The organism is Dinghuibacter silviterrae, assembly GCF_004366355.1.
GTDB classification, from domain to species: domain Bacteria; phylum Bacteroidota; class Bacteroidia; order Chitinophagales; family Chitinophagaceae; genus Dinghuibacter; species Dinghuibacter silviterrae.
The window spans coordinates 2,217,287-2,242,375 of the sequence record NZ_SODV01000002.1; the positions used below are offsets into that span (position 1 = coordinate 2,217,287).

Annotated in this window: 17 protein-coding genes; 8 read left to right on the forward strand and 9 right to left on the reverse strand. The window is 54.8% G+C overall.

The annotated features are described in order from the left end of the window. Positions 1 to 23 precede the first annotated feature (23 nt). Entirely contained in the window at positions 24 to 4,208 is a 4,185-nt protein-coding gene (locus tag EDB95_RS27600; RefSeq protein WP_162852803.1) for a ThuA domain-containing protein, read from the reverse strand. Between the two features lie 117 nt (positions 4,209 to 4,325). On the opposite strand from EDB95_RS27600, the gene EDB95_RS26200 reads away from it, so the two are divergent. Next, on the forward strand, positions 4,326 to 7,055 hold the full coding sequence (locus EDB95_RS26200) for a ligand-binding sensor domain-containing protein (protein ID WP_133999707.1): 2,730 nt from the start codon (positions 4,326 to 4,328) through the stop codon (positions 7,053 to 7,055). On the opposite strand, the gene EDB95_RS26205 is transcribed toward EDB95_RS26200, so the two are convergent. Genes EDB95_RS26205 through EDB95_RS26215 form a run of 3 tightly spaced genes read right to left on the reverse strand, consistent with a single transcriptional unit; the run spans position 7,033 to position 12,783 of the window. Beyond that, positions 7,033 to 8,115: a redoxin family protein gene (locus EDB95_RS26205; RefSeq protein ID WP_133999712.1), complete on the reverse strand. Its 1,083-nt coding sequence runs from the start codon at positions 8,113 to 8,115 to the stop codon at positions 7,033 to 7,035. The genes EDB95_RS26200 and EDB95_RS26205 overlap by 23 nt on opposite strands. Before the next feature lie 2 nt (positions 8,116 to 8,117). Next, complete coding sequence (locus EDB95_RS26210; protein ID WP_133999715.1) at positions 8,118 to 9,686, reverse strand: SusD/RagB family nutrient-binding outer membrane lipoprotein; 1,569 nt, start codon at positions 9,684 to 9,686, stop codon at positions 8,118 to 8,120. Positions 9,687 to 9,696: 10 nt separating this feature from the next. Next, positions 9,697 to 12,783 (reverse strand): SusC/RagA family TonB-linked outer membrane protein, encoded by a 3,087-nt coding sequence (locus tag EDB95_RS26215; protein ID WP_133999718.1) that lies wholly within the window; start codon positions 12,781 to 12,783, stop codon positions 9,697 to 9,699. Between the two features lie 171 nt (positions 12,784 to 12,954). On the opposite strand from EDB95_RS26215, the gene EDB95_RS26220 reads away from it, so the two are divergent. The 6 genes from EDB95_RS26220 to EDB95_RS26245 are packed head-to-tail and all read left to right on the forward strand — an operon-like array spanning position 12,955 to position 18,030. Then, a complete protein-coding gene (locus EDB95_RS26220; RefSeq protein ID WP_133999721.1) occupies positions 12,955 to 13,347 on the forward strand; it encodes a PTS sugar transporter subunit IIA in 393 nt (130 codons plus the stop codon). Further along, positions 13,344 to 13,820 (forward strand): PTS system mannose/fructose/N-acetylgalactosamine-transporter subunit IIB, encoded by a 477-nt coding sequence (locus EDB95_RS26225; RefSeq protein ID WP_133999724.1) that lies wholly within the window; start codon positions 13,344 to 13,346, stop codon positions 13,818 to 13,820. Before EDB95_RS26220 ends, EDB95_RS26225 begins: the two co-directional genes overlap by 4 nt. Positions 13,821 to 13,822: 2 nt before the next feature. Next, positions 13,823 to 15,325 (forward strand): PTS system mannose/fructose/sorbose family transporter subunit IID, encoded by a 1,503-nt coding sequence (locus EDB95_RS27605; protein ID WP_133999727.1) that lies wholly within the window; start codon positions 13,823 to 13,825, stop codon positions 15,323 to 15,325. Positions 15,326 to 15,341: 16 nt separating this feature from the next. Beyond that, positions 15,342 to 17,042 carry a phosphoenolpyruvate--protein phosphotransferase gene (gene ptsP, locus EDB95_RS26235; protein ID WP_133999730.1) on the forward strand — a complete coding sequence of 567 codons (1,701 nt, stop codon included), beginning with the start codon at positions 15,342 to 15,344 and terminating at the stop codon, positions 17,040 to 17,042. After that, entirely contained in the window at positions 17,039 to 17,293 is a 255-nt protein-coding gene (locus tag EDB95_RS26240; protein WP_133999733.1) for an HPr family phosphocarrier protein, read from the forward strand. The genes ptsP and EDB95_RS26240 overlap by 4 nt, the downstream gene beginning before the upstream one ends. After that, on the forward strand, positions 17,290 to 18,030 hold the full coding sequence (locus EDB95_RS26245; RefSeq protein ID WP_133999735.1) for a 6-phosphogluconolactonase: 741 nt from the start codon (positions 17,290 to 17,292) through the stop codon (positions 18,028 to 18,030). The genes EDB95_RS26240 and EDB95_RS26245 overlap by 4 nt, the downstream gene beginning before the upstream one ends. Here EDB95_RS26245 and EDB95_RS26250 read toward each other — a convergent pair. Genes EDB95_RS26250 through EDB95_RS26260 form a run of 3 tightly spaced genes read right to left on the reverse strand, consistent with a single transcriptional unit; the run spans position 18,025 to position 20,091 of the window. Continuing rightward, on the reverse strand, positions 18,025 to 18,360 hold the full coding sequence (locus tag EDB95_RS26250) for a HepT-like ribonuclease domain-containing protein (RefSeq protein ID WP_133999738.1): 336 nt from the start codon (positions 18,358 to 18,360) through the stop codon (positions 18,025 to 18,027). The two genes, EDB95_RS26245 and EDB95_RS26250, sit on opposite strands and share 6 nt — an antisense overlap. Next, positions 18,353 to 18,643, reverse strand: coding sequence for a nucleotidyltransferase family protein (locus EDB95_RS26255; RefSeq protein ID WP_133999740.1), 291 nt, complete (start codon positions 18,641 to 18,643; stop codon positions 18,353 to 18,355). The genes EDB95_RS26250 and EDB95_RS26255 overlap by 8 nt, the downstream gene beginning before the upstream one ends. 17 nt (positions 18,644 to 18,660) lie before the next feature. Further along, positions 18,661 to 20,091, reverse strand: coding sequence for an alpha-L-fucosidase (locus EDB95_RS26260; protein WP_133999743.1), 1,431 nt, complete (start codon positions 20,089 to 20,091; stop codon positions 18,661 to 18,663). Positions 20,092 to 20,129: 38 nt separating this feature from the next. Between EDB95_RS26260 and EDB95_RS26265 the strand changes: the two genes are divergently transcribed. Beyond that, positions 20,130 to 21,260 carry a glycoside hydrolase family protein gene (locus EDB95_RS26265; RefSeq protein WP_133999745.1) on the forward strand — a complete coding sequence of 377 codons (1,131 nt, stop codon included), beginning with the start codon at positions 20,130 to 20,132 and terminating at the stop codon, positions 21,258 to 21,260. A gap of 128 nt (positions 21,261 to 21,388) precedes the next feature. On the opposite strand, the gene EDB95_RS26270 is transcribed toward EDB95_RS26265, so the two are convergent. Together EDB95_RS26270 and EDB95_RS27835 are read right to left on the reverse strand one after the other, a co-directional pair. Further along, a complete protein-coding gene (locus tag EDB95_RS26270; RefSeq protein ID WP_133999748.1) occupies positions 21,389 to 22,507 on the reverse strand; it encodes a TlpA disulfide reductase family protein in 1,119 nt (372 codons plus the stop codon). Further along, positions 22,504 to 25,089, reverse strand: a complete 2,586-nt coding sequence (locus EDB95_RS27835; protein WP_246073790.1) for a MutS-related protein — start codon at positions 25,087 to 25,089, stop codon at positions 22,504 to 22,506. The genes EDB95_RS26270 and EDB95_RS27835 overlap by 4 nt, the downstream gene beginning before the upstream one ends.

Here is a 25,089-nt window from a genome sequence, read left to right on the forward strand (position 1 = left end):
CTCCCCGGAAACAAGGACAAATGTCACCGATTTTCCCGCGCCATCGCCGCCACTGCCTGCAGGAACCACGCCGCATGCGGTATCCACTGCTCCGTCCACCGCCATTCGTTGCCCTCGTCATGGGGCTTGTATTCGATCCCGCTGCCATCGGCGTGGACCCCGGTGATGCCATTGGAGATCCCTCCTATTTCAGAACCATGCCCAAAATTGGACTGCATATAAGGTGTATTGCTATAACCGAATCCGTACATGAAACATACGGAATATGGATTGCCCCCGAGTATCCAGGACAACTGCTGTGCCGCATACCGTGCGAGCGAATCGCTAACGCGTCCGGAATTTACCCATCTTCCACCCACGAGCGCAGCGGTCGCCAGCGAGGCTAAACGGGCGTTCTCCCCCTGCCACCACCAGCCGGTCTCATTGTCGTGGGGTATAAAGAACCCGTCTTGAACAGCGCCATGATACAAAAATGTCTGCCGGGCATAGCCAAAAGGGTTGCTCACACGACGGGTCACGCGGAGGTTATAATCGAGGGCCTTCCGGATAACGGCCAGCGCGCGTTGCCGCTCCCCCCTATCCTTTTCCTTGTCCAGAAAACGGGAAAGGGCAATCACAGGTAGCCCGGCATCGGAGGCATGCCAGAACGGGCGATGGTTATCGTCTGCAATGAAATAGCCCAAAGGGGTCATCCGAGCCTCCAGATGGTGCATCCTCAACCGCGCTTGCTCACGGTACAGCGCACTGTCGGTCGCAATCCATAGTTCCGTGGCGGCCATCAAGGCGCAGTAGTCATCAATAATATTCTCTTTGCCGTCGTCGTCATACCGGGTATTATTGACCAACAGGTGGGCAAATGCACGTTGGGCTGCGGAGAGGTACTCCTCAGAAGTAAACGCTCCATACTTTTTCCACCGGGCAATCCGCGCCAGCGCGGCGATGGCCATGCCGCCGCCTTCCCGGAAAGCGGCCTGGTATTGATCGGTGGTGACGCTGTTGGCCAAAAGCCTCACGATCCGGCGGGCATTGGGGTCCTTATTGAAATAGCTGAAGACGATCATATAGAAATAATCATCCTTGGAGAGGGCGCGCATCAGGTAGTCGGCGCCGTACAACGCCTCTTTTTCCAGCGAGTCTTTAATGCCCCATTTTGTCAGCAGACCGGGGATGCTTTCGTCTGCGCTCTCCATGGACCAGACCACCAGGGGTGTTTGCTGGGGGGACATGAAATTGGCATAGGCAAGGTGGGAAAAGTATTTGCTGACGTCCCCCGACGCATCACACCATCCACCGCGGATGTCGACGGTCTTGTCGCTCCCGAATAAGCGCATGTGTGCATCGGCGGCCAGCTCCTGGGGCGTATTGGCCCGCTGCTTATGATAATAATGGATGATGGAGGGGATCGTAAGCCTGGCCAGTGCATTTTCTTCGATGGTGAACGGCTCGCTGCTATAGTCCCCCAAGCTAAGACGGTACCTGCCGGGACTTTTAAAGGACGAAAAATCAGCCTGGTAAAATAGCTTGCCGGGGTCCCATTCGTCGAGACGCTGCGGGGCACTAAGGGCGCCGGTATAAACGACTTTTCCGGATCCGGCATCGACGAGGTTGAAAGTTGTAAAACCACCCGCACTGACAACAGCCGTTTTGGGTCCGTCCTTATCAAACCCTACCTGGTTCACATAGATCTTGGGGGCCCCGAGCCACAGGATAGCGTTCTCAAAAAGCCGGTTTTGTGTGGAAGATGTAAATATGTGATCCCCATGCCCCATGTTCATGTAGACCATGTTGTAGCGTGTATTCGTCCAGGCGACAGGAACATCGCCGCCAGGTATCCTGTCCTTCTTACCCAGGGGGTAATTGCTCGTATCCAGTGTGAGCAATACCTTGACATCTTTGTTCTCGCGGGGACTGGGTTTCCATGCATACCATTCGTTCAACGGGGAAACGTAAGAAGAAGGCAAGCCCCTGGTCACCGAATGGTTGGAGGAATCAACCACCAATGTCGCCGGCAACGGCGGCCAACTGTTGGTATAAAACACCGAGCCCCCAAGAAACCGGACAAACCAGGGCCAATGCGTGTCTTTGTCGTTGTACCCGCTTACATGAAAACCCAGCCAGGCACCACCCCCGGTCATGTATTTTTCAAACGCCGCTCTCTGTGGCTGGGTCTTCGGAAAATCGTTTAGCCATAGCACCTCCTGGTAATTTTTTAAAAAATCATCGTTCATATTTGCCCAGTCGGAGGTCGTATCGAAAACAAAGTGCCTCCGAACGGCCAGGTCGGAATAAAATTGAATGGCATCACGGGCAAAATCAACATGGTCAGGCTCCACGGTGGTTGAATAGAAGGCAACGGCCTTAAAGAAATGCGGAGGCGCCGTCTTCGCGGCCCAGCATATCGCATTGCTTACAATCTTCTTATAAGCCTCGTTATCAAAGAGCACAGGCGAATGGCCCATAAAAATATAGACATTCCTTGCCTTGTACTGTTCATTGGTCCAGATGATGGGGTGATCGCCCATCTTTACGGCCGATGAGGGCGTGTAGGATGACTCATCTACATTGGCAATGACGTGGACCTGGCCCCGGGGGCTTTTGTCATAAGTATACCACTCTTCTTTTGGGATGGTAAAAGTCGATGGTACACCTTTCATGACAGGATGCAGCGTGTCCTCCACCCGCACCTCGCCCTGGGCAAAACCGGGAATATAGTTCTTCCAGCGGATGCCACCCATAAAGGTGGAAAACCACTGCCACATGGGGTATCCATCGAACTCACCCAACAGGGTGGCATGATGAAAACCGACCCATCCTCCCCTACCCTGTTCGATGTATTGTTGAAAGGCGTCCACGGCCTTGTCTTTCCAGGCATACGGGGCATAATCCAGTTGAAGGATCAGCTGGTAGTTGCTCAAATAGGCCTCGTCGATCTTATCGGTATTTTGTATATAGTCAATAGCAAAATTGCTGTCGAGCGCCAACTGGTCCAGCCAGGTCCGGGCACGCGCGGAGAACGCGACGTGATGTCCTCCATTTTCATACAACGCCAGTACCCGGAAACGGCGTCCGCCGCTGGCCAGGGAAGCCGTGAAAGCGCTTATATTCCGGTCGATCCCTTTAAAAAGCGCCGAATCCTCGGAGGACCAGGGATGACCATGCCAGTAGTCCCACCACCTGTATTCAATTTTCGAAAACGCGTTGGTGATCCCTTTTTCAACGGGCTTTTCATAAAAATGCGAGGCATGGAAGGAATAATTGCTGTCCGTGACCCGGATATCAATGTCGAAGGTCACCTGGTAATAATTACCGGAGTCCCCGGTAGCAACCCGGAACGTGCCGGTGCCGCTCAGACGACCAGCGGCCCTGTCGGCGGTGATCAGGCTGGACCCGGAATCCGGCAGGCCGCCCGCGAGCCATTGCCGGGCCCGGTCGAAACCAAGAGACGATGGAATCACTTTTTCATAAGAATAATCGTTAGACCCCGCCCATACAATGGCATCCCGCACCAGCCGGAGGTAACTCTCATTGCCAAACACCGAAGGATCATGCCCAACCCCGATATAAATCATCCGCCGGTAGCGCTCATTGGTCCAGACAATCGGGTGATCCCCCATCGGCCGGTTCTGGTGGTAGGTGGATTCATCGGCGCTGGCCAGGACACGCACCGTGGACCGGGGGCTTTTATTAAATTCATACCACTCGTCCGAAATGTCGAATGTCGGGGGAAGGTGACGGGTAGCGGGGTGGTTGTGGTCTTCGACCAGGACGGTCCCCTTCTGGTAGGCGGGATGCGGCGAGTAGGTGACCCCGCCCATAAAATCCTCAAACCATTGCCAGTACCGGGTACCGGTGCCCAGAAATTGCCGGCCGGTAAGACCGGCGGCATGGATCCCCACCCAGCCCTTGCCCTGTTCCACAAACTTCTGCAGGGCCGCCTGCTGGCTATAGGACATATCAAAGGGCGCCAGGTGCAGCATGACAAAAACCTGGTAGCCGGCCAGACCGGCATCGCTGATCCGGGAGGTATCATCCGTAAAGTCGAGGGCAAAACCATTGTCTTTTGCCATCTGCTCCAACACCGGCCGGGCCGCCGCGATCATTTTCAGATGGTCTTTGGCCCGGGAGGCAACGACCAAAACCTTAAAGGACTGCGCCCGGAGTCCGGCGGACAACAAAAAGACACCTAAGATGAGAATCAGCTTCTTCATATATGAGGACCGAATGTACCGTATCGCGGCCATTTGCCCACCCCTACATTACTACTACATCGCCTATTTTCAATAATTTAGAATTTTAGATGGGCCGATCCGGCTAATCTTTGCCATATGAGAAAGTTTCTTCTCCTGGTCATCTTGTGCCGCTTCCTGATGAATGACGCTGAGGGGCAGTCTACCATCGGCCTGCCGGCTATTCGAAACTATACCAATATCGACTATCACGCGGCGATCGAGATCTGGGGTATCGGCCAGGATAAGCACAACATCCTCTATTTTGCCAATAACGACGGCCTGCTGACCTTCGATGGCGCCTACTGGAAGCTTTTTCCGTTGCCCAACAAAGCGGCGATCCGGTCGCTGGCCATAGATGATTCCGGTAAGATCTTTGTCGGCGGCCAGGACGAGATCGGTTATTTCTACCCGGGCGGGACCGGGATGCTGGTCTATCATTCCCTAAAAGAACGTCTTCCGCCGGTCGCCCGGCAGTTTGCCGACATCTGGAGTATCGTTATCCTGGGAAACGCCGTTTTTTTCCGGACCATTGAATCGATTTTCGAGCTGAAGGACGATTCCCTACAGACCTTTGACGCACCCGGGGGCTGGCTGTTCCTGGCCAAAGCCGGCTCCACACTGTATGCCGAAGATAGGGTAAAAGGGTTACAGGTCTTTCACAACGGACAATGGGAAGCAAGCGGAGTAAACCCGATACATATAACGGGTATCATGGAATATGCACAGGATACCTTGCTGGTTGCCACTTTGAAGAGTGGCCTATACCTGCTGCACGGGTCCGCGTTGTCCAAAGAGCCAACGGCCATCGATCACCTGCTGGCCAGCGACCTGGTCAATACTGCCTTTAAGATAGAGGATGACCGGTATGTCCTTGGTACCAATGACGGTGGAGCCTATATGATCGATCATGCCGGCCGGCTGATCCAGCAATACGCAAACAATGGCATCCTTGCTATCTTCCCCGATCGTGATAAAAACCTGTGGTTGGGTCTTAAAAACGGGATGGCCTGCATCCATTACAACACCGCGGTCAAACATATCTACCCGGTGAAGGACAGGCAAATCATGTGTAATGCAGTCAGCGTATTCGATAAAAAGCTCTTTATCGGAACCTCCAACGGCTTGTACAGCGTACCGCTCGACCCCGCACAGGACGATATCAGTTCCGGGAAGGGCGTATTCACGGAAGTGGCCGGCTCGAAAGGACAGGTATGGAGCCTGGCGGAAGTCAACCATGAGCTTTTGTGCGGCCACGAGGATGGAGCCTTTGTCATCCGCCATGACCGGGCCATCCCGTTGCTGACGGGGCAAGGTGCCTGGGGGTTCGCCTTTATCCCGTCCTCGAACGATACTGATATTATAGCGGGCACCTATACGGGATTACAGCGGATCCATTATGAAAAAGGTGAATTCCGGGAAGAAGGGAGGGCCAGCCCTTTATATGAATCGTTGAGCAGCCTCGCCATGGATGGACATCATACGGTATGGGCCTCCCACCCTTACCGGGGCGTTTTCAAAATAGAGGCGGATGTCCCTTATACACACTATACCCCAAAAGACGGTTTGCCTTCGGATCTGAACAATTTTGTCTTTTGGATCCGGAATAAGATTGTCATAGCCACGGAGAAGGGAGTCTACGAGTACGATTCATTAAAGGGGAAGTTCATGCCCTCCCCCTTTTTCAAACCCCTGATCGGAGACAACAGCGTCGAATACCTCGCGGAAGATCACCATGGCCATATCTGGTTTATCTCCAATCAGCGGGTGGGTGTCATCGATTTCAACAAATCTTCCGTCATCTATTTCCCGGAACTCGACGGGCAGACGGTAAAGGGAGCCGGGTATATATACCCCTATGACGACGAGAATATCTTTATAGGTGGTAACAACGGGCTGTTCCACCTAAACTATAATCAATATATAAAGACGGACACGGGAGTCTCCGTTCTGCTAAGTACCGTTGAGCCCGTGGGAAAGAATTCCATTAATTTCGAATATGCGTCCCCGGTATATGCCCGGGAAAACAATGTCGAATTCAGCTATAGGCTGGAAGGGTTTGACAAAGCATGGTCGGACTGGTCCCCAAAGACCGAGAAGGACTATACCAACCTGTCTTTTGGCGATTACACCTTTTATGTAAGGGCCAGGAATAACCTCGGGAATGCCTCCGCCCCCGTCCAATACCGGTTCTCCATAGCGCCCGCCTGGTATCAGACCCCCTGGGCCTGGCTCCTCTATATAGCACTGGCGGCTTTTGTCGTTTGGGGGGTCCGGAAAAGACAGCGCTCAAGACTCGCCCTCCATCAGAAGCGGCATGAGGAGGAGCAGGAACGATTGAATTATTTACACGGCCTGGAGCTTATCGCTTTACAAAAGGCCAAACTGGAGACAGAACTGGCTACCGTCACCATGCACCTGGTCGAACGCGGCCGGTTATTACTGACGATCAAGGAAGAGCTTTTGTCGGTGATCAAAAGACTCAACATCTCCAGCCTGGCCCATGAGTTCAAAAGTGTATTCAGGCTGATGAGCGATACCGAAAAAAGTGATGATGACTGGAACCGGTTTGCCATCCATTTCGACCAGGTACACAATAACTTTTTATCCACGCTGAAAGCCAAATTCCCGAGCCTTAGTGCGACCGATCTTAAGCTCTGTGCTTACTTACGGCTAAATTTAAGCTCCAAAGAGATTGCGCAAATGCTGAATATTTCGCTGAAAGGCGTGGAGGTCAGCCGGTACCGGATTCGCAAAAAATTCAACCTCGCTACGGAGACCAACCTGTACGATTTCCTGATTGACGTCACCGGTAGATCCTCCCCATAAAGGGATCGTCAAAGATGACCTTCTTCATTTCTTCCGGATCGATGATCCCTTGGTGCCGGTACACGACTTTGCCCCCCGGCTCCACGAGCAGGCTATACGGCAGGGCGCCCTGCCATGGGGTGTCGAGGGCATCGATCAGCTTGTACACATCACTACCGGAGAATATAAAGTTGGGTGAAGAGGATTGTTTGTTTTGCAGGAAACGCAGCGCCTGGGCCCGGTGCGCGCTATCGTCCGTACTGATGCTCACCAGCTCGAATCCCCGGTCCCGGTACATCCGGTTCAGGGTGACCAGGTCCGAAAACTCCGCTGTGCAGGGACCGCACCAGGTTGCCCAGACGTTGATCAGCCGCAATTTGCCCGTAGGGTTTTTGATCAGTTCCCTGACCCCAGCCGTATCGACGGATTCCAGGGTCACCGGCTCTTGGGCCCAGGTGACGGCGGCCTTCTCTTTCCAAACACTTTTCTCTGCCCATTTGATGGAACAGCCAAAGACTTTGGTGACGGTCACCGGGACTTCCCGGTTGTTCAGCAAGGCCTCGATCGCATTACGGGCATCCTGGCTATGGGGCGTCTTTTTCGGATCTTCCGTGTCATCGATACGGCCGTTATACCGCAGCTTCCGCGCGCTGTCAAAAATAAAAACATGGGGTGTGCAGACCGGTCCGTATTTGTTGGAGGCAACCTCCGTTGCCCCGTCATACAGATAGGGGAAATTGAACCCGGCGTTCCTGGCACGGATCTTCATCTCCGCATAAGAATCGCCCACGTCACTGTAGCCCAGTTCATCCAGCCGCACGGCATTCGGGTTGTTGGGATTGATGGCCACCACCTGTACACCCCTGTCCTTATAATCGCTGGTCAGTTGAATGACACGGCCCTCGTACGCCTGCGAAGTGGGACAGTGATTGCACATAAAAACGACCACCAGCACCTTGGCCTCCTTGAAGGATTGCAGCGAGTACATCTTGCCGTCTACGCCCCGCAAATGAAAGTCCGGCGCGGGAGCGCCTATGGCTAGTGTCTGATGCACAACGAAAAGCAACAATGGTATGATCATGGTTAAAAATTACCTTTTGCAATATCCCACCACAAACGGGTGCCGCCGTTGTCCGGACCGCCTAAAAGGGAAAGCCCGGTCTTTAGCCCGGCCGGATTCTGTGTGGCTTCACTGTGCGGATACGCCAGGCGCCGGACCTGGATTTTGGTGTCTATCGTCCCTCCGCTGTTGTTGACCACGACCGGGAACAGCCTGGGATACCCGGTGCGACGGAATTCCGTCCATGCCTCCTGGCCTTCCGGGAACATCGCCAGCCATTTTTGGGTAATGATCCTTTCCAACTGCACTTCATTGGAAGCCGTGGGGTCCCATTTGATCGTGATCGTGGACTGCGCCGGTGCATTGTTGGTGGCGTTAAGATAATCAACATAATCGGCAGGTTTGCTGGTAGAATCCGTGATGTAGGTGGCCCCGTTTACGCCATACTGGGTCATGGACGTAAGAATGCCCGTTTCGTAGTCGGTTTTTGCGTCTCCGGCCCCTGTCCAACCCCGCACCGCAGCCTCCGCTTTCAGGAACCATACCTCGGCGGCCGTCATGATGACCTCGGGCGCGGAAATGGTGAACGTGGTGTTATAGTTGTATTTGGAGAAACCGGAGTAAAAAGGCTTCGGCGGGATATTGCACCCGATGCGGATGCCCGTATATTGACTGGTATGACCGGCGTTGGTATCCGGCATAAAATAAACGGGAAGGCGGGGGTCATTGTAACCGGTCATGTAGGACTGTATGGAGGCGTTCATGGAATTGTCTCCATAACTGTCGGTAATCTGCCAGTAGTCGTTCCCGTTGGCCGAGCTGGCCAGAACGGCTGCGACATCCGTAGCGGCGGACAACAGCCCGCCGCCGGCGCTCAGCGCCTTTTGTCCCTGGGCCTGGGCCGTAGCCGGGTCCACTTTCACCAGGTGCATCGCCAGGCGTAGCCTGAGCGAATTGGCGAATTTCAGCCACAACGTATAGTCGCCGCCGAAGATGGCGTCATAGCTGGCGAGGGGTTTCGAGCCCGGTTGGGCGGCAATATATGCCTGGAGGTTGGCCACGGCCGTATCCAACTGCAGGAACATCTGCTGATAGATGCTTTGCTGGCTGTCATAAGGGACGCTGACCATGGACGTCCCTACCTTGCTATAGGGCACCGGCCCGAATTTGTCCGTGATCCGGTCAATGGCTTCCACTTCCACGATGAGTGCAATGGCCCAGTAGTCCGGATTGGTGGTGCTGACCCCGGTCGCTGCGAGCTGGTTTTTGATAGGACCGATCAGTTTGGTGTAGATACTGCTGAACGCCTCCGTATTCCAGCTATCGATAAAAACGTAGTTGGCATTGTCCAGGGCCTGGCCGAATGTTTGGTCCGGCATGGCATAACCGGCATAGACATCGGCATTCAGGTTCTGACCGGTCTGATAGCCGTCGTCCTGGATATACATGATCTCCTGCTCCAATGGAATAAATAAGGTGGCTACGTTGAGGTCCTGGTTGGGCGTCCCCGTGGGGTCCGTATTATAATCTTTGAAGTTTTTGGTACACCCGGCCAGAACGAACAAGATACCGGCGATATATATCGATTTCATGCTTTACTGTTTATAAGTTCAGGTTTAATTTCAGTCCGTAGGTACGCATGGCGGGCAGGTTGAATACATCCACGCCGCCCAGGCCATTACCGGTGGAGGAGGCGATTTCCGGATCATAGGGCGCTTTCCGGTAGAAATAGAGCAGGTTCCTGCCTGTCAAGGAAAGCCGCAACACCTTTTTTGCAAAGCGCACGCTATACCCGAGGGCTACTTCGCGCAGCCGGACGACCGTGGCGCTGTATACGTATTCACCCAGGGTTGCATTCCGGCCGCCGATGAAGGTGTACCAGTTTTTGGGATTGATTTCTGAAACGGAATTCCCGTTGGGATCCACCCCATTGATCGCGACATACCCCTTGTCGCGGGCCTGCCCGCTCACCTTTGATACGCCATAAAAATCAAGCATCCCTTGCATGACGGACACCACCTGTCCGCCGAATTTGCCATCCACAAGGAAATTGAAGGAGAAATTCTTGTAACTAAAGCTGTTGTTCCAACCCAGCTGGAATTTCGGATTCGGATTCCCGACGCGGCTATACCCGTTCAACTCTCCGCCGCCCTGTACCGGGAAATAATTGCCATTCCCGTCCGGTGTCAGGACGAGCCGCCCCTTGGCATCCGTTTGCAGGGTCTGCACATAAATATCTCCGAAGGAGCCCCCCTTCGCCACATAGGTATCATAGTTGTTGTTGCCGGGGGTCAGGTCCACCAGGGTAACGCCGTCCTTGGAATCGATGTCGATGACCCTGTTGACGTTCTCGGAGGCGTTGACCATCGTGTTCCAACTGAGGTTCCGGGAAATTACCCAATTGTAGCCGGCGGTGGCTTCTATCCCTTCGTTCTGGATATTGCCCGCGTTGATATTTTGGGACGCATAACCGGACGCGGGCAGGGGAACGATGGAGATGTCCTGGTTGTAGGTGTTGGTCTTATACCAGGTAAAGCCGACGCTCAACCGGTCCTTGAAAAGCCGCAGGTCGGTACCCAGCTCATACGTCTTGGTCTGTTCCGGCTTCAGGGTGGAAGGCGCAGCCTGGTTCAGGATGGTCGAATTGGTAGAAGTGGTGTTCACAGGGTTCGTCTGGTATTGTCCTACGGTGTTGCCTACCTGCGAATAGGTTCCCCGGACTTTGGCGTAAGTGAAAGCGTCGGGCAGATGAATCATCTGGCTTAATATAAAAGATAAGCCTACCGATGGATAGAAATAGTGATCGGTGGACGTAAAGGCAAGGTTGGACGACCAGTCGTTCCTTCCGGACACCGTCAGGTACGCCCAGTCCTTGTAAGACAGGTTGGCGTTCGCAAAGACCGATTGTATCTGGTTGTGGTAAGGCTGATCGGTGCTCACGTTGCTGCCGTAGGTTCCGCTGGAGCTTCCCAGTGGCACGGCAGGCGCCACTTCGATATTTTGAATGGTAAATAAGTTGGGAAAATAAAGACCAAATCCCTGACCCGCGCCCGGCCCCCAGCCGATGCCGGTCGTGACATTATCAGAGATGCTGGCGCCCGCCACTCCGTCTATTTTGATGGCCCCGTTACCGGGCGTATGCAAGGTGACCAGCACGTCGCCATATTGGTTTTGTACGGTATGATTGAAGCCGTTCCAGCTCCCGTTGCCGTTGGGCGCGGCGAGCGGCGCCAACGTGCCCGCATAATATTTCTGATCCCCGATGTCCTGGATCCGGTCGACATTTCCCCTGGCCTGTACGCTGAGCCAGTTGGTGAAGTCGTATTTGGCGCTGACATTGACCATGATGCGGTTGCGGGTATTCTCATTCGTATTCCGGTGGATGATCCACCAGGGATTTTGCTGTATGTCCTCGTGGAAAGGCCAATTCTGGGTAGGCGCGCCGTTTCCCCCCGACACCGGCGGCAGTTCGAACTGCCGTTTATAGGGAAGGATGTCCAGTCCCCTCGGGAAAAAATACAGACCGGTCAGCGGATTCGAATTGAAACCGATGGGGGGGCTGTTCTTCAGCGTCTGGGTAATATAATTGACATTCCCATCCAGCGTCAGTTTGTTATCCAGGAAGCGGGCCGTTTCATGGAAATTGAAATTATTGCGGGCCAGCGAATTTTCAGGCGTAACCCCGCGGGCGCTGGTATTGGTATAGGAAAAATAGGTCTGGGCTATATCCGAGCCGCCTGAAAGGCTGATGGCATTGGTCAGGTTACCGCCGGTCTGGAAGAAATCCTTCAGGTTGTCGTGCGCCCCGGTAATTTTTGGCCCCCAGCTATCGACCGCCCCGGGGCTGGTCTCTCCATAGTTGCTTTGAAATTCGGGTGTATATGCTTTCGTGTCAATGGAAAGAGACGAAGAGAAATTGATCAGGGTCTTCCCTGCCCTTCCTTTTTTGGTGGTGATCACGATGACGCCGTTGGCTGCCTGGCTGCCATACAGGGCGGAGGCGGAAGCCCCTTTCAGCACCGTCATGCTTTCTATGTCTTCCGGGTTCAGGTTGGAGATCCCGTCGCTTCCTTCGGGATTGCCGCCATACGTGTTGGCAGCCGGCTGTCCGAAGGGATTTCCGTCATTGGATATGGGGACCCCGTCTATGACATACAATGGCTGGTTGTTGCCGCTGGTAGACCGGTTGCCCCGGAGGATGACCCGCACCGAACCACCGATCCCGGAGGCGCTGGGTGCGATGGTCACCCCGGCAATCTTGCCATTCAGCGAATTCATCAGGTTGTCGGTCTTTACGTTCGTCAGTTCCGAACCGGATATTTGCTGTGTGGAATAGGTAAGGGACTTTTCGGAGCGCCGGATACCCAGGGCCGTGACCACGATGGCGTCGAGCTTTCTTGCTTCGGGGGATAATTCCACGGTGAGTTCGCCTTCGCCAATGACCGTCACAGTCACTTCCTTCGTACCGTATCCGATCAACGTAAATACCAGTACATCGCCCGGTTTGGCGGAAATGGAGAACCGGCCACCCGCATCGGTGAGCGTAGCCGTTCGGGCGTTTTTGACACTGACCGTCACCCCCTGCAGGGGCTGACCCGTGGTCTCCCGGACAACACCCCGTACCGGGGCAGCCCAAGCTCCCATGGCCATGCACGGGATGAATAGCAAAAGATGGAGCAATCTTCTCATTGGAGCAGTTTTTATGCGTGGCCCCCAATCTAATCCGTCCTCCCACCCCATGCTATTTTCCTGCCCCTACATCGCCACTACGGCCCGCAAAAAAACCGGCCGGCAACGCTGTAGGGGAAATGTAGTGGCTGAAAATTAGCGGTTGAGCAGACTTTGGCGGAGCATTGTACGGTGAATAGAAAATTCCTGATCGCCACCCACGGCGCTATGGCCGAGGGCGTCCTGTCGGCCGTGCATCTTATTACGGGCCAGGTAGAGAACGTATTTTTAATACAGGCCTACTTGCATGAAAACAAGCCTATTGAGGAAGAACTTGAGGGGCTGTGTGAAGATGAATGGGTGGTCTTTACAGACCTGCTCGGCGGCAGCATCACCAACCAGGTCCTTCGATATGCTGCGGAAAAAGGGATCCTGGATAACATTCATATCGTGGCCGGGTTCAACCTGGCCCTGCTGATCGAAGTGCTTCTGTCCGATACAGACACCCCCCTGGTGGAGGTGGTGGAGCAGGCCGTCAATAGGGCAAAGGACCAACTGGTCTATGTAAACAAAGTAGTACAATGATTAAACTAACCCGTATCGACGACCGGCTGGTGCACGGACAGGTGGCCTTCACCTGGACACCCGCCCTGGGTATCGACTGCCTGCTGGTGGCCAATGATAAGCTGGCCGGTGACGAATTTCAGAAAATGGCACTCGGCCTGGCCAAGCCGGCCGGGGTTACCCTTTTGATCAGGACGGTCCGGGAGGCGGCTGCCTTCCTGAACGATACAAAAAGCCAGGGATATAAGATCCTGGTGCTCATAGACAGCGTAAAAGATGCGCATGCCCTGTCTCAGGAAGTGCCGGCCATCCGCTCGGTCAATGTCGGTGGTATCCGGGCAAAAGAGGGCGCCACGCTTCTGTCAAAAGCCGTTGCCCTAACCGGGGACGATGTACTGCTCGCGCGGGAACTGCTGGGGCAAGGGATCGAGCTCGAAGTACGGCAGGTGCCCACGGACAAAAAACAAATGCTGGAAAAGCTACTTCCCTCGTAACCATGATGTCCTATATATTCATTACGCTAATCGTTGTATTTGGTCACTCGGAGGATTTCCTGGGGACCACCCTCTTAGGCAGGCCCCTTGTCCTGGGTCCCCTGGTAGGCTGGGTGCTTGGAGACCTTCACCAGGGCCTTGTGATCGGAGCCACCCTGGAGCTGATATTTATGGGCAATATCAAGGTCGGCGCGGCGATCCCCCCGGATGTGATCACAGGTGGCGTCCTGGGCACTGCTTTTGCCATCCTGTCGGGGAAGGGCGCCGCCATAGCGCTGGCTTTGGCCATACCCATTTCCATATTGGCGGAAATGCTGCTCAGCGCACTCTTTGTATCCAGGTCCGCGTTCAATAAGAAGTTCATGGCGTATGCCGGGGCCGGCAGGTTTGACAAGGTACAGCGGCTCCACATTCTATCGGGCCTCTTAAAGCCTTTGTCGATGGGGCTGATCACCTTTCTCTCCCTTCAGTTGGGGGCCGGTGCCATGAAGTCCCTGCTTGACCGGATCCCTTCCTGGGTGAATGAGGGACTACAAGTGGCCGGAAATATGCTGCCGGCGCTGGGGTTCGCCTTATTGATGAACCTGATGTTCACCAGGCGGGTGGCGCCTTACTTCTTCCTTGGATTCCTGCTCGCCGCTTATCTAAAGCTGCCGCTGATCGCCGTAGGAGGACTGGGGGTCATCATAGCCCTGCTGGTCACACAAGGCGGCCAGCCCGTTCCTGCGGAAGAAGAACCGGACCCTTTTACACCCCAACTGGCAAAGGCCACGATCCGGAACCTTTTTTTCAGGTCCTTGCTCCTTGAAGCGAATTTCAATTTCGAGACCTGGCAGAATACCGGTTTTGCCTTTGCCATGCTTCCCGTCCTGAAAAAATTGTACCCCACAAAAGAATCGATGTCACCGGCCCTTCAGCGGCATTTGCAACTGTTTAATACCAGCACTTATGGATCTACGCTGATCCTGGGGATAACGGCTGCCATGGAAGAGCAGCAGGTCGACCCGGGCACCATTAATTCCATCAAGCTGGGATTGATGGGCCCCCTGGCGGGCGTTTTTGATTCTTTATTCTGGGGGACCCTCAGGGTGATCGCTGCAGGTGTCGGGGTTTCCCTGGCGCTGAAAGGGAATATCGCCGGTCCCGTTCTTTTCATCCTGCTGTTCAACGTTCCTCACCTGTGGCTTCGCTATGAACTGACTTTTATCGGGTACAAAACCGGGACCCGGTTCCTGCAAAAGCTTGCCCAGGGCCACGTCATGGAGAAGCTGACCACCGGCGCCGCTATCCTGGGATTGATGGTGGTGGGCGCCATGCCGGCTACACTGATGGCCGTCAAAGCGCCCTCACAGGCCGTATTGGACCAGGTGATGCCCGGTATGATCCCTTTGGGCCTGACATTCCTGGTGTATTATTTTGTAAAAAAGAGTGTCAAAATAACGTATCTATTGTTAGGCTTGCTGGCGTTGGGCTTTGCCGGGAGCATGCTTCACTGGCTTGTATGACGATAAAAAAAATTATATGAAAGGGATTGGTGTTTCGCCCGGTATTTCCATCGGAAGGGCCTATGTCGTCGCGAGTCATACCATGGCCCGGACCGGCATCGTATTGACCTCCGACCAAGCCGTACAGGAAGAGGTCGTGCTGTTCCACCAGGCAGTAGAGGCATCCATCCATGAAGTGAAGGCCATTATTGCCAATGTCAATTCGGCCATCCCTGAAGAAGGCCTTGCCATTTTAGAGATGCAGGTTGAATTGCTGGATGACCCTCAATTGGCAACGGATGTGACCACCAAAATAGGCCGGGACCGGAAAAGCGCGCACGATGCCGTCGTAGAGGCCATCCAGGAAGCCGTCCAGTTGCTAAAAAATACGGATGATGATTACTTCCGGGCAAGGGCGGCCGATGTGCAGGATATCGGTCAGCGGATCCTTCAGCATATAGACGGCCCCGGGAATGCCGGTCCCCGTACATTCGACGCCGGCACCATCCTTATTGCCGAGGACCTCTCCCCTTCGGACACCATTTTGATAGATACCAGCCGGATCCGTGGGTTTGCCACCAATGCCGGCGGGAAAACGTCCCATACGGCCATTATTGCCTTGTCCAGGGGCATACCCGCCGTCGTCGGCTGCGGTGATGACCTCGCGGGTATCGCCAACAATGACCTCATCCTGCTGGACGGGGAGACCGGTCTTATTCTGGTCAATCCCAGCCAGGACCAGGTAGACGAATACCAACAAAAAAATGCCGCTTTTACCGAGAAACAACGGCTGTTGCAATCCCTGAAAAATATCCCGGCTACGACCACCGATGGGATCACCATACGCCTGATGGCCAATATCGGACGGGAAGAAGATATGGCCCCCGCACTTGAACACGGCGCGGAAGGCGTCGGACTTTTACGGACCGAGCTGCTCTTCCTGGGCAAGGACGCTTTCCCGACGGAAGACGAGCAATTCGAGTACTATAAATGGATCGCACTGCTGTCAAAAAACAAACCCGTTACGATTCGGACCCTCGATATCGGAGGGGATAAGCAGTTGCCTTATTTTCCGTTGCCGGAAGAGCAGAACCCCGTGCTGGGGTACCGGGCCATCCGGATCGGTCTTGACCAAAAGGATATTTTACGCACCCAGCTGAGGGCCATTTTAAGGGCCAGCGCGTTTGGCCGGCTCCGTATCCTGCTGCCCATGATTTCGGGCGTACAGGAGGTCCGGGCGGTCAAAGAGATCCTGGCGGCGGAAAAAAAGGAAGTTACCGGGTTTGATCCCCATATCCCTTTGGGTATCATGATCGAGATCCCTTCCGCTGCGATCATGGCCGACCTGCTCGCCAAAGAAGTGGATTTCTTCAGTATCGGCACCAACGACCTCTGCCAATATACATTGGCCGTGGACCGGATGAATGAACGGGTCAAGGGTCTTTACGATCCTTATAACCCGGCCGTATTAAGGCTCATCAGTTACACCATCGGGCAGGCCCATGCACACAACATCGGCGTTTGTCTTTGCGGAGAGCTGGCATCCGACCCTTTGGCCACCTTGCTGCTGGCTGGGATGGGCCTGGAAGAGTTCTCCATGAACGCAGGGTCCATCCCACTGATCAAAAATATCATCCTGCATTCCAGCCGTTCCGAGGCTGTTGCCGTATTCAAAAAAGTAATGACCATGGATAATTCAAGGGACATCGTCCACTATTTAGAGGAGGTAAACCGATGATCGCCAAAGAGTATGTAATCAGCGCCCCTGAAGGGATACACGCCCGCCCGGCCACAGGGCTGGTCCGGCTGGCCAAACAATTCCAATCCGTGATCAACCTGAAAAAAGGAGACAGGATTGTCCGGCTCAACAGCCTGCTGAACATCCTTTCGCTGGCCGCGAAAGGCGGGGAGACCATCACTCTCCTGATCGAAGGGGAAGACGAAGAGACGGCTGCCTCAGCACTAGATAAATTTTTCGCCGATATATGACAATCACCATTGCCAGGAACGAACAGGAATTTGATCAAATGGCCGCATGGCGCATCATTGCCCAAATGCTCGAAAAACCCGATGCCGTCATAGGGCTGTCCACCGGTCAAACCACCATGGAGATGCACCGGATCGTGTCCGCCATTCATACCGCATACCCCTTCGACGTCTCCCGGATCACCCTTTTCAATGTCGATGAATTGACCAACCTCCCAAGATCGTATGCCGGCAGTTGTTATACCATGATCCAGAACCAGATTGCCGGGCCCCTGGGCATCCCTCCGGAAAATTTTATTATGCCCCCTACCCTGTCGGATGATTTTGAAGCAGAATGTCTGCTCTTTGAGCAACGCCTCGCCTCCCGGGGCGGTGCCGACCTCCAGATGCTCGGTATCGGGCTCAACGGCCATATCGGCATCAACCAGCCCGGCACTCCATTTGAGCGCGAGACATGGGTGTCGCCGATGGACCCCGACTTCGAAGCGAGGGTCCGCAGGGAGACGCAGGTACCCGACCACGTCGTCCTGGGCGGCCTGACGCGGGGCATAAAGAACATCATGCACACACGGAAACTGATATTGATCGCCAAGGGCGCCCACAAAGCGGAGATCATCCAAAAAGCCATCCTGGGGCCGGTGACTACGGATATACCGGCCTCTGTCGTTCAGTTGCATCCGAATTGCGAGATCCTGGTCGATGCGGCAGCAGGAGCGAGGATCGCTCACCGCCTGTCATAGCAATAAACCGCGAATCTGCGCATCCAGCATATTTAGATCCATCTGAATAATCTCCCAAACGATGGCATCATCGATGCCAAAATAGTCGTGAACAAGGATATTCCGGAAATCTTTAACCTGACGCCAGTCGATGTCTGAATGAAGGGATTTGTAGGATGCATCGATTCTGGCCACAGCTTCCCCAATAATGGCAAAGTTTCGCTCTACAGCATGCTTGGTTTTTAAGTCTGACTTGTACGTGTCAAGCGTTAGCCCTTGAGTAAATGCCTTGATATTTCCAATGGCTTCCAGAATGTCTTGTAGAAGTGACGGCGTATCTCTTTCAGACATGAATCAGGTTTTTCTCGACGAAAGGCATATATCGGGGCTTAATGCCTTTACGGGAAATAAGATCGACCTTCTGGTTAAAAAGATCCTCCAGCTCATGGGCAAGTCGGATAAACCGGATACCTATGGGGCCATTGAAGTCAACCAGGATGTCAATGTCGCTTGCACTGTTATTGTCCCCTCGGGCATAGGACCCAAAAAGCCCGAGTTCGCTAATGGGATAGCGCGTCTGGAGGTCAGGCTTCTTGGCACTCAGAATGGACAATATTTGATCCTTGTTGTACACGATACAAAGATAAGAATCTATCTCCGCTCATCAAACACCCCCAGCTCCGCAATAGCCGGCGGCGCATCAAACACATCCAGCCAAACCCTCACCTTATCCCCCCACACCCGGTCAAACCGGTGAATCTTCACCCTCCCCTTCTGGTCCCCCGTGAGCAGCGGATGCCACACCCCATTCTCACAGTATTCAAAACGATAGTGCGAAGTATGCGCCTCCGCTTCCGTCAGGACGATCGTGTTAAACGACCTGTCCTTGCCAAAATCAACCTGGTACCAGGGCGCCTTCACGGTCGGATTGGATTGCCATGCACTCCGGAAATCGTCGTCGTTCCCGAAATCCATGATGTTCATGTCATCGCTCCAACTTCCTTCGGCCGGTTGATGCTTGGCAATGTTGGGTGAAATGACGGGATAGGGACCGGCCGGCACCGGGGAGACGGGCCCCTGGTTCTTCCACAGGCGCCCAATGGACGCCAGGGCTTCCACTGCATTGTCATCCATCAGGCCGTCCGTGTTGGGCGCGACATTGAGGATGAAGTTGCACCAGGCATTGTTCAGCGGGACGATAAGGTCATTGACGAGTTTTTGCGGGTCCTTGACGGGCTTGGTGGGGAAGTCCGTCTTCCAAAACCAGTTCTCCTGAAGGGGCAGACAGGTCAGGGCTGGAAGGCGGTTCGAGCTTTTCGAGATCCGCTGACCGGCGCCGAGTTCATAGGATTTAATGTCTGTGTACAAGAGGGCCTCCGCGGGGTATTTCGCGGAATTGAGGTCCATCACCAGACAGTCGGGTTGCAAGGACTTGATGAGCCGGTAGACCTCCTCGAAAGGCACCTCGTCATAAGAGATCCGCGACCAGGGGGCATCCCATCCGTCTATGATCAGGGCGGTAATGGGGCCGTAGTTGGTCAGCAACTCCGTCAGCTGGGCCTTGATCATGTCCACGTCTTTTCGGGTGATAAAACCCGGGCGTATTTTGTGGTGGGTATCCAGGATGGAATAGTACAAAAACACCTTTAGCCCCTGGGCCCGGAAGGCCTTCGCAAATTCGCCCACAACGTCCCTTTTGCACGGGCTGCTCATGATGCTGTAGTCGGTGGTCTTGGTATCCCAGATGCAAAAACCGCTGTGGTGCTTGGTGGTGATACAGCCGTAGGTCATGCCGGCGGATTTCGCGGCTTTTGCCCACTGGTTGCAATCGAGTTTGGTGGGGTTGACCAGGGATGCAGGTGCATCCGGGTCCGGCCAGTCCTGGTTCATATAGGTGGGCATCCCGAAGTGAATGAACATCCCGAAACGCAGGTCTTCAAATTGCTGTTGGAGGGTGTGTAGGGCATCCGCTGAGGGCAAGCCTACCTGGGCGGGCTCAGGCACTTGTGCCACCGCCCGAAGGGAAACTAGACCGATGAAGCTAAGGGAGAGAGATAATTTTGCGAAGAATTTCCGGGTCATATAGGCAAATATATGATAAATTGAAAGCCATGTCGGCTATGAAAAAACGCATCGTTGGTGTTCTTATTTTAGTTTGTATCTTCTGCCTGCCCGTCGGATCCCGGCCTGTGCAAGAGCAGCCGCAGGATCTGATCCTCGGTGTGAATGCTGCTATCGCTTCCATGAGCGTATCGCAGCAGAATGCCATTCTTGCTCAGCTGCACGCTGCCGGCGTTCGTTACATCCGGTCGGGCATCCTGCCTGATGATAGGAGTGTCGACTTTGCCCGGCGCGCTCAGGCGCAGGGTATTGGAATCGACTGGCTGGTCGAGTTGCAATATCGGCCGGGTGCGCCCAGCCGGCCGTGGCCCAATGCGTTTAGCGTGTGGGGCGGACCTCCCCTCTCTGCGGCCGATCCGGATCAATTCCGCAAGTACTTCGAGCCGCTGCTCGCAAAGCTCGATGCTGCCGGCGTCACACTGGCCGGCTTCGAACTGGGAAACGAAATCAACTCCCCCATGTTCAATGCGGATTTCAGCCTGCCTGCTGAAAACCCCAACCAGTCCAAAGAATTCAACCTTTGGGATCTTTCTCATGACCCCGAAGCCAGGCAGGTGGCAAAGGGCTACCTGCAATATCTCAAGCTGCTGGCGGTCATCAAGGATGTACGCTCCCGATCAAAGCTCAACCGGCATACGTTGATCGTCAGCGCGGGCCTGGTGTTCAACGAGGCTCCGGACGCTCCCCGTAAAGCGCGGCTGGACGCCGTCAGCGCAGCCGCGACCCTTGATTTCATGCGCGCCGGCGGTCTGGACACGCTCGTAGATGTCTATGGTGTGCACACTTACCCCTGGACGGACAACCCGGGAAATCCGAGCGCCGCGGCGGGACGCCGGGATCGATTGCAGAAATATGTCCTGTCGGTGACCCGGCCACCAGGCAGTGCCGGCGGCAAGCCCTGCTGGATTACCGAATGGGGCATCCCCAATCATGATACCTCCTGTCCTCCCCGCGAAACGGATCAGATCGCTCTCGTGAATGAGACCCGGTCCAACCTCCGGCCATATATCGCGCAGAAGCGGGTCCTTGGCCTCTTCTACTATGCATGGCTCGACCCCCGCGAAGGCTTCGCCATCTACCGGTGTGGTCATTTGACGGAAACCGGGCGACTGGCGCTAGCGCCCTTCTAGCCATGGGACGCTATAAATGGTGCCGGCGCGGAAGCAAACGGAAAAATGCCACTTGCAGCCGTGCCGGACTTCATAATTTGACGGTGCAAACATAGGACAACCGATGTTGTGCCTATGCCAAGAAACAGTTAATTCAAGAAAATCCCCGCCAGCCTCTTCTCAAGCTCCTCCCCCCGAAGGTTCTTCCCGATAATCCTCCCCTGCGGGTCGATTAGGAAATTCTGCGGGATGGCGTTGACCCCATATTGCTTCGCCACCGCGTTGTTCCAGAATTGGAGGTCGGAAACCTGTGTCCAGGAAAGGTGGTCCATTTGAATGGCGGCGAGCCATTTATCCCGGTCGCCGGAGCGGTCGAGGGATACGCTCAGGATCGCAAAACCTTTGGGGTGGTATTGGGCATAGACCCCTACCAGGTTCGGGTTCTCCATGCGGCAGGGTCTGCACCAACTGGCCCAGAAATCCAGCAGGACGTATTTGCCTTTGAAGGAAGAAAGTGTGACCGGATTGCCCGCCGTATCGTTTTGGGTAAAGTCCGGGGCCGGTTTGCCGACGGCGGTTTTTGCGGCGATGTCCAGGCGTTCCCCAAAGGCCTTTCCCTGCCTGGATCCCTTTATGGATGCGTTCAGGCCATCGAAGATCGGTTGTAACTTATCCGGGTCCATATCCCGGGAGGCATATTGCCCGAGGGCATACAAGGCCAGGGGGGAAGCCGGGTGTTGACGGGCAAATGCCCCATATACCGTGTTGGTTTCCGCGCGCAGTTGCTCGTTTTCTTTTTCCAGGGCGGCCATGGCAGCGGTGTCCCCGGCGGCATGGGCGGCCTGGTACCGGGTGACCAGGTCGGCCTCGCGCTGGCTGTAAGGCTTTTCCGCATCCTGGAGACCTTTGAACTGGGTGTTGAGCTCTGAACCGGTAAAAGCAGTATTGGAAAATGAATCGGTGTGGGCGACCGTCAACACACCCGGTGTCAGGTAGATTTGTGCAAAATGGGGTTCATGGAGCGGGATCCCCTGGTTGGGAGACCTATCGAGCAAATAGGCGGGTCCTTCATCGGACACTTCCCCATGGAATACGTAAGCGCCATCTGTTACGGATACGCTGTCCAATGTGCGCTGACCGTCCTTGGCATAGAGCAGGTAAATCTCGCCGGCGGTCATGTTCCGGAGGGTGCCGTGTATCGTAAATGTCTGTGCAAATAAAGCCATGGGGACGGCTAATTGGAAGAAAAAACAGAAGAACTTCTTCATGTAATCAGGTTTAAAATTTGTTCGTTTTCGATGATGAGCATGCCATGTCTATCCGCCGAAATACCTGGCTCCAGCCGATACGTATAGCGCGGGATCGGGCCGTCCATCTGCGTGGGCAAATACACGAACCGCAGGTTGTCGAGGCGCTGTCCCAGGGTTTCTCCCACTTCGGTGATGTGGGTGGAGATCAAGAACAGACAGTTCCGGTAGGCTGAAAGTGCTTCTGTCACGGCCAGGGTGGCATCGTAGGCGTCCTTGACGTTCGTACCCTTGAAGAGCTCGTCAAAGATGACGACCAGGTCCTTACCGGCGCTGACTTCTTCCGCGACCTGTTTGACCCTTAGGACCTCCGCATAGAAGTGGCTATACCCCAGGCTGAGGTTATCAGGGACGTTGATCGAGGAATACAGACCGTCCCGGACCGAAAAGACCATGTTTTCAGCAGCCACCGGGAAGCCGATATGCCCGAGGTAAACCGCGATGCCAAAGGATTTCATAAAGGTGGACTTACCCGCCATGTTGGCCCCGGTGAGGAAAAGCATATTGTTTTCCCCGTCAAGGGACAGGGGATTGGCAACGGCCTTGTCGATACCCGGGTGTCTCAACGCGGTGGCATTAAAAGTCCGGCACTCCTTTGGCAACGCCTTGGCATACGAAAACCCTTTTTCCCGGGCGACGTTGCCGACGGCAATGTTGACATCGAGCGCATAAATGCATTGCAGCAGCTTTTCCAATTCGGGGCGCAGCACATTCCGGAAAAGATGATCGAGGGAACCCAGCCGGGTCAATGACAGCGCCGCCAAACGCTTATCCGCCAATATTTCCTTCAGGAACCGGACCTCCTCTCCAAAAGGCCCTTCCTCCGGTAATAGCGGCAAAAATTTTGTCAACACCTCTAAAACCCTGACGACGGCACCCACGCCTGTCTTTAACACGTGATAGGCTTCGTCCCGCATGATGGCGGCGGTTATCCTTTTCCTGAGCGCCCCTACCCTTGCAGTCAGCGCATTTCCTTGGGCACCGCCCAGGTAGTCTTCCACGAGGGTCAATGCTTCTTTGTCAAAAGGAAAGCGCAGGGCCAGGTCCGCAAAGTGCCGGAAGACAGCGCTTCGCCGGTTGATGGCGTCCGGGTCGGACAAGGGTTGCCGGAACAGGTGGTCCAGCAGCCGTTCTCCCCCCACCGTTTGTACCTTGTTAAAAAGACTGTATATCGAATGCGGTTTGTACCTGCCGGGCAGGTTCAAATCATCCAGGGTTTGTTTGTCCGCGATAAAGCCTTTTTTGGTTGAGCCCGGGGAGGCGGGCGTCTTCAGCACATCGAAAATCCTTTCGTTGTGAATAATGACCATTCCATGCCGGTCGGCGGTTACGCCTTCTTCCAGGGTATAGGTATATACCGGCGTGTGGCCGTTCATCCGCGTCGGCAGGTAGACGAAGCGGACGTTGTTACAGCGCCTGCCCAGCACTTCGGCCGCCTCGACGATATGGGTGGAGATCACGAAAATGCTGTTCCGTTTCCCGGCAAAGGCCTCGGTGATGGCAATGGTCGCTTCATACGCATCCTTTACGTTGGTCCCCCGGAACAGTTCGTCAAAGATGACAAAGAGGTTCCGGGAACGGTATAATTCATGCGCTACCTTTTTGACGCGAAGGACCTCGGCATAAAAGTGGCTGGCCCCCATCCCCAGGTTATCCGGGAGGTTGATGGTGGTATAGATGCCGTCCAGGACCGAAAATTCCATCTTAAGAGCGGGCACGGGAAATCCCATGTGCGCAAGGAAGAGTGCGATGCCCAGGGTTTTCATAAAGGTGGACTTGCCCGCCATGTTGGCGCCCGTTAAAAAGAGGACATTGTTTTCCGGTGTGATCTCCAGGGAATTGGGTACTGCGTTTTTGAGCAAGGGGTGATAAACCGCCTCCAACCGGACGCTGCCCGCGGAAGCAGGCAGTGCGGTGGGAAAGACGAAACCCAGGTCGAGGGCTGCTTTTCCCACCGCGATGTACACGTCGAGGTAATAAAGCTGTTTGAGCAAGTCCAGGACGAGTGCACGGTGCCTGAACCGCAGCAGCAGGTCGAGTGCGGCGATCTTTGCATAAGGAAGTTTGCTCCCGGCGGAGAACACCGGTTCGAGGGCCGGATTCGTCAACAGCGCGTCCAACCCGGGATACGGGTTCGAACCGGCAAAGGCTTTTAGTCCATGAAGGAGCTCCAGCAAGGCTCCTACCCCCTTTTGAATGGCCTTGAACTCCATGTCCGCCCCGACCGCGTTGGTCAGGCGTTCTCCCAGGCTGCGTTCTTCTCCGGATAATTTTGTCCGCTCGTCGGTGTTCGCCAGGTACGGTTCCACCGCGTCGAACAAATCGCTTCGAAAGGGAAATGCCACGCCTGACAGGTACCGGATCAAACCCACGCGACGGTTGATGGCCTCCGCGTCCGACAAGGGATAACGAAACATGTCCTCCAGCACCTTGGCACCGCCCAGGGTGACCGTACGGTTAAACAACGCATATACGGAGGCCCCGCCCCGTTTGCCAAAGAGGCTGAGGTCGTCCAGGGTCTGCTGGTCCGTAGTAAATCGCAT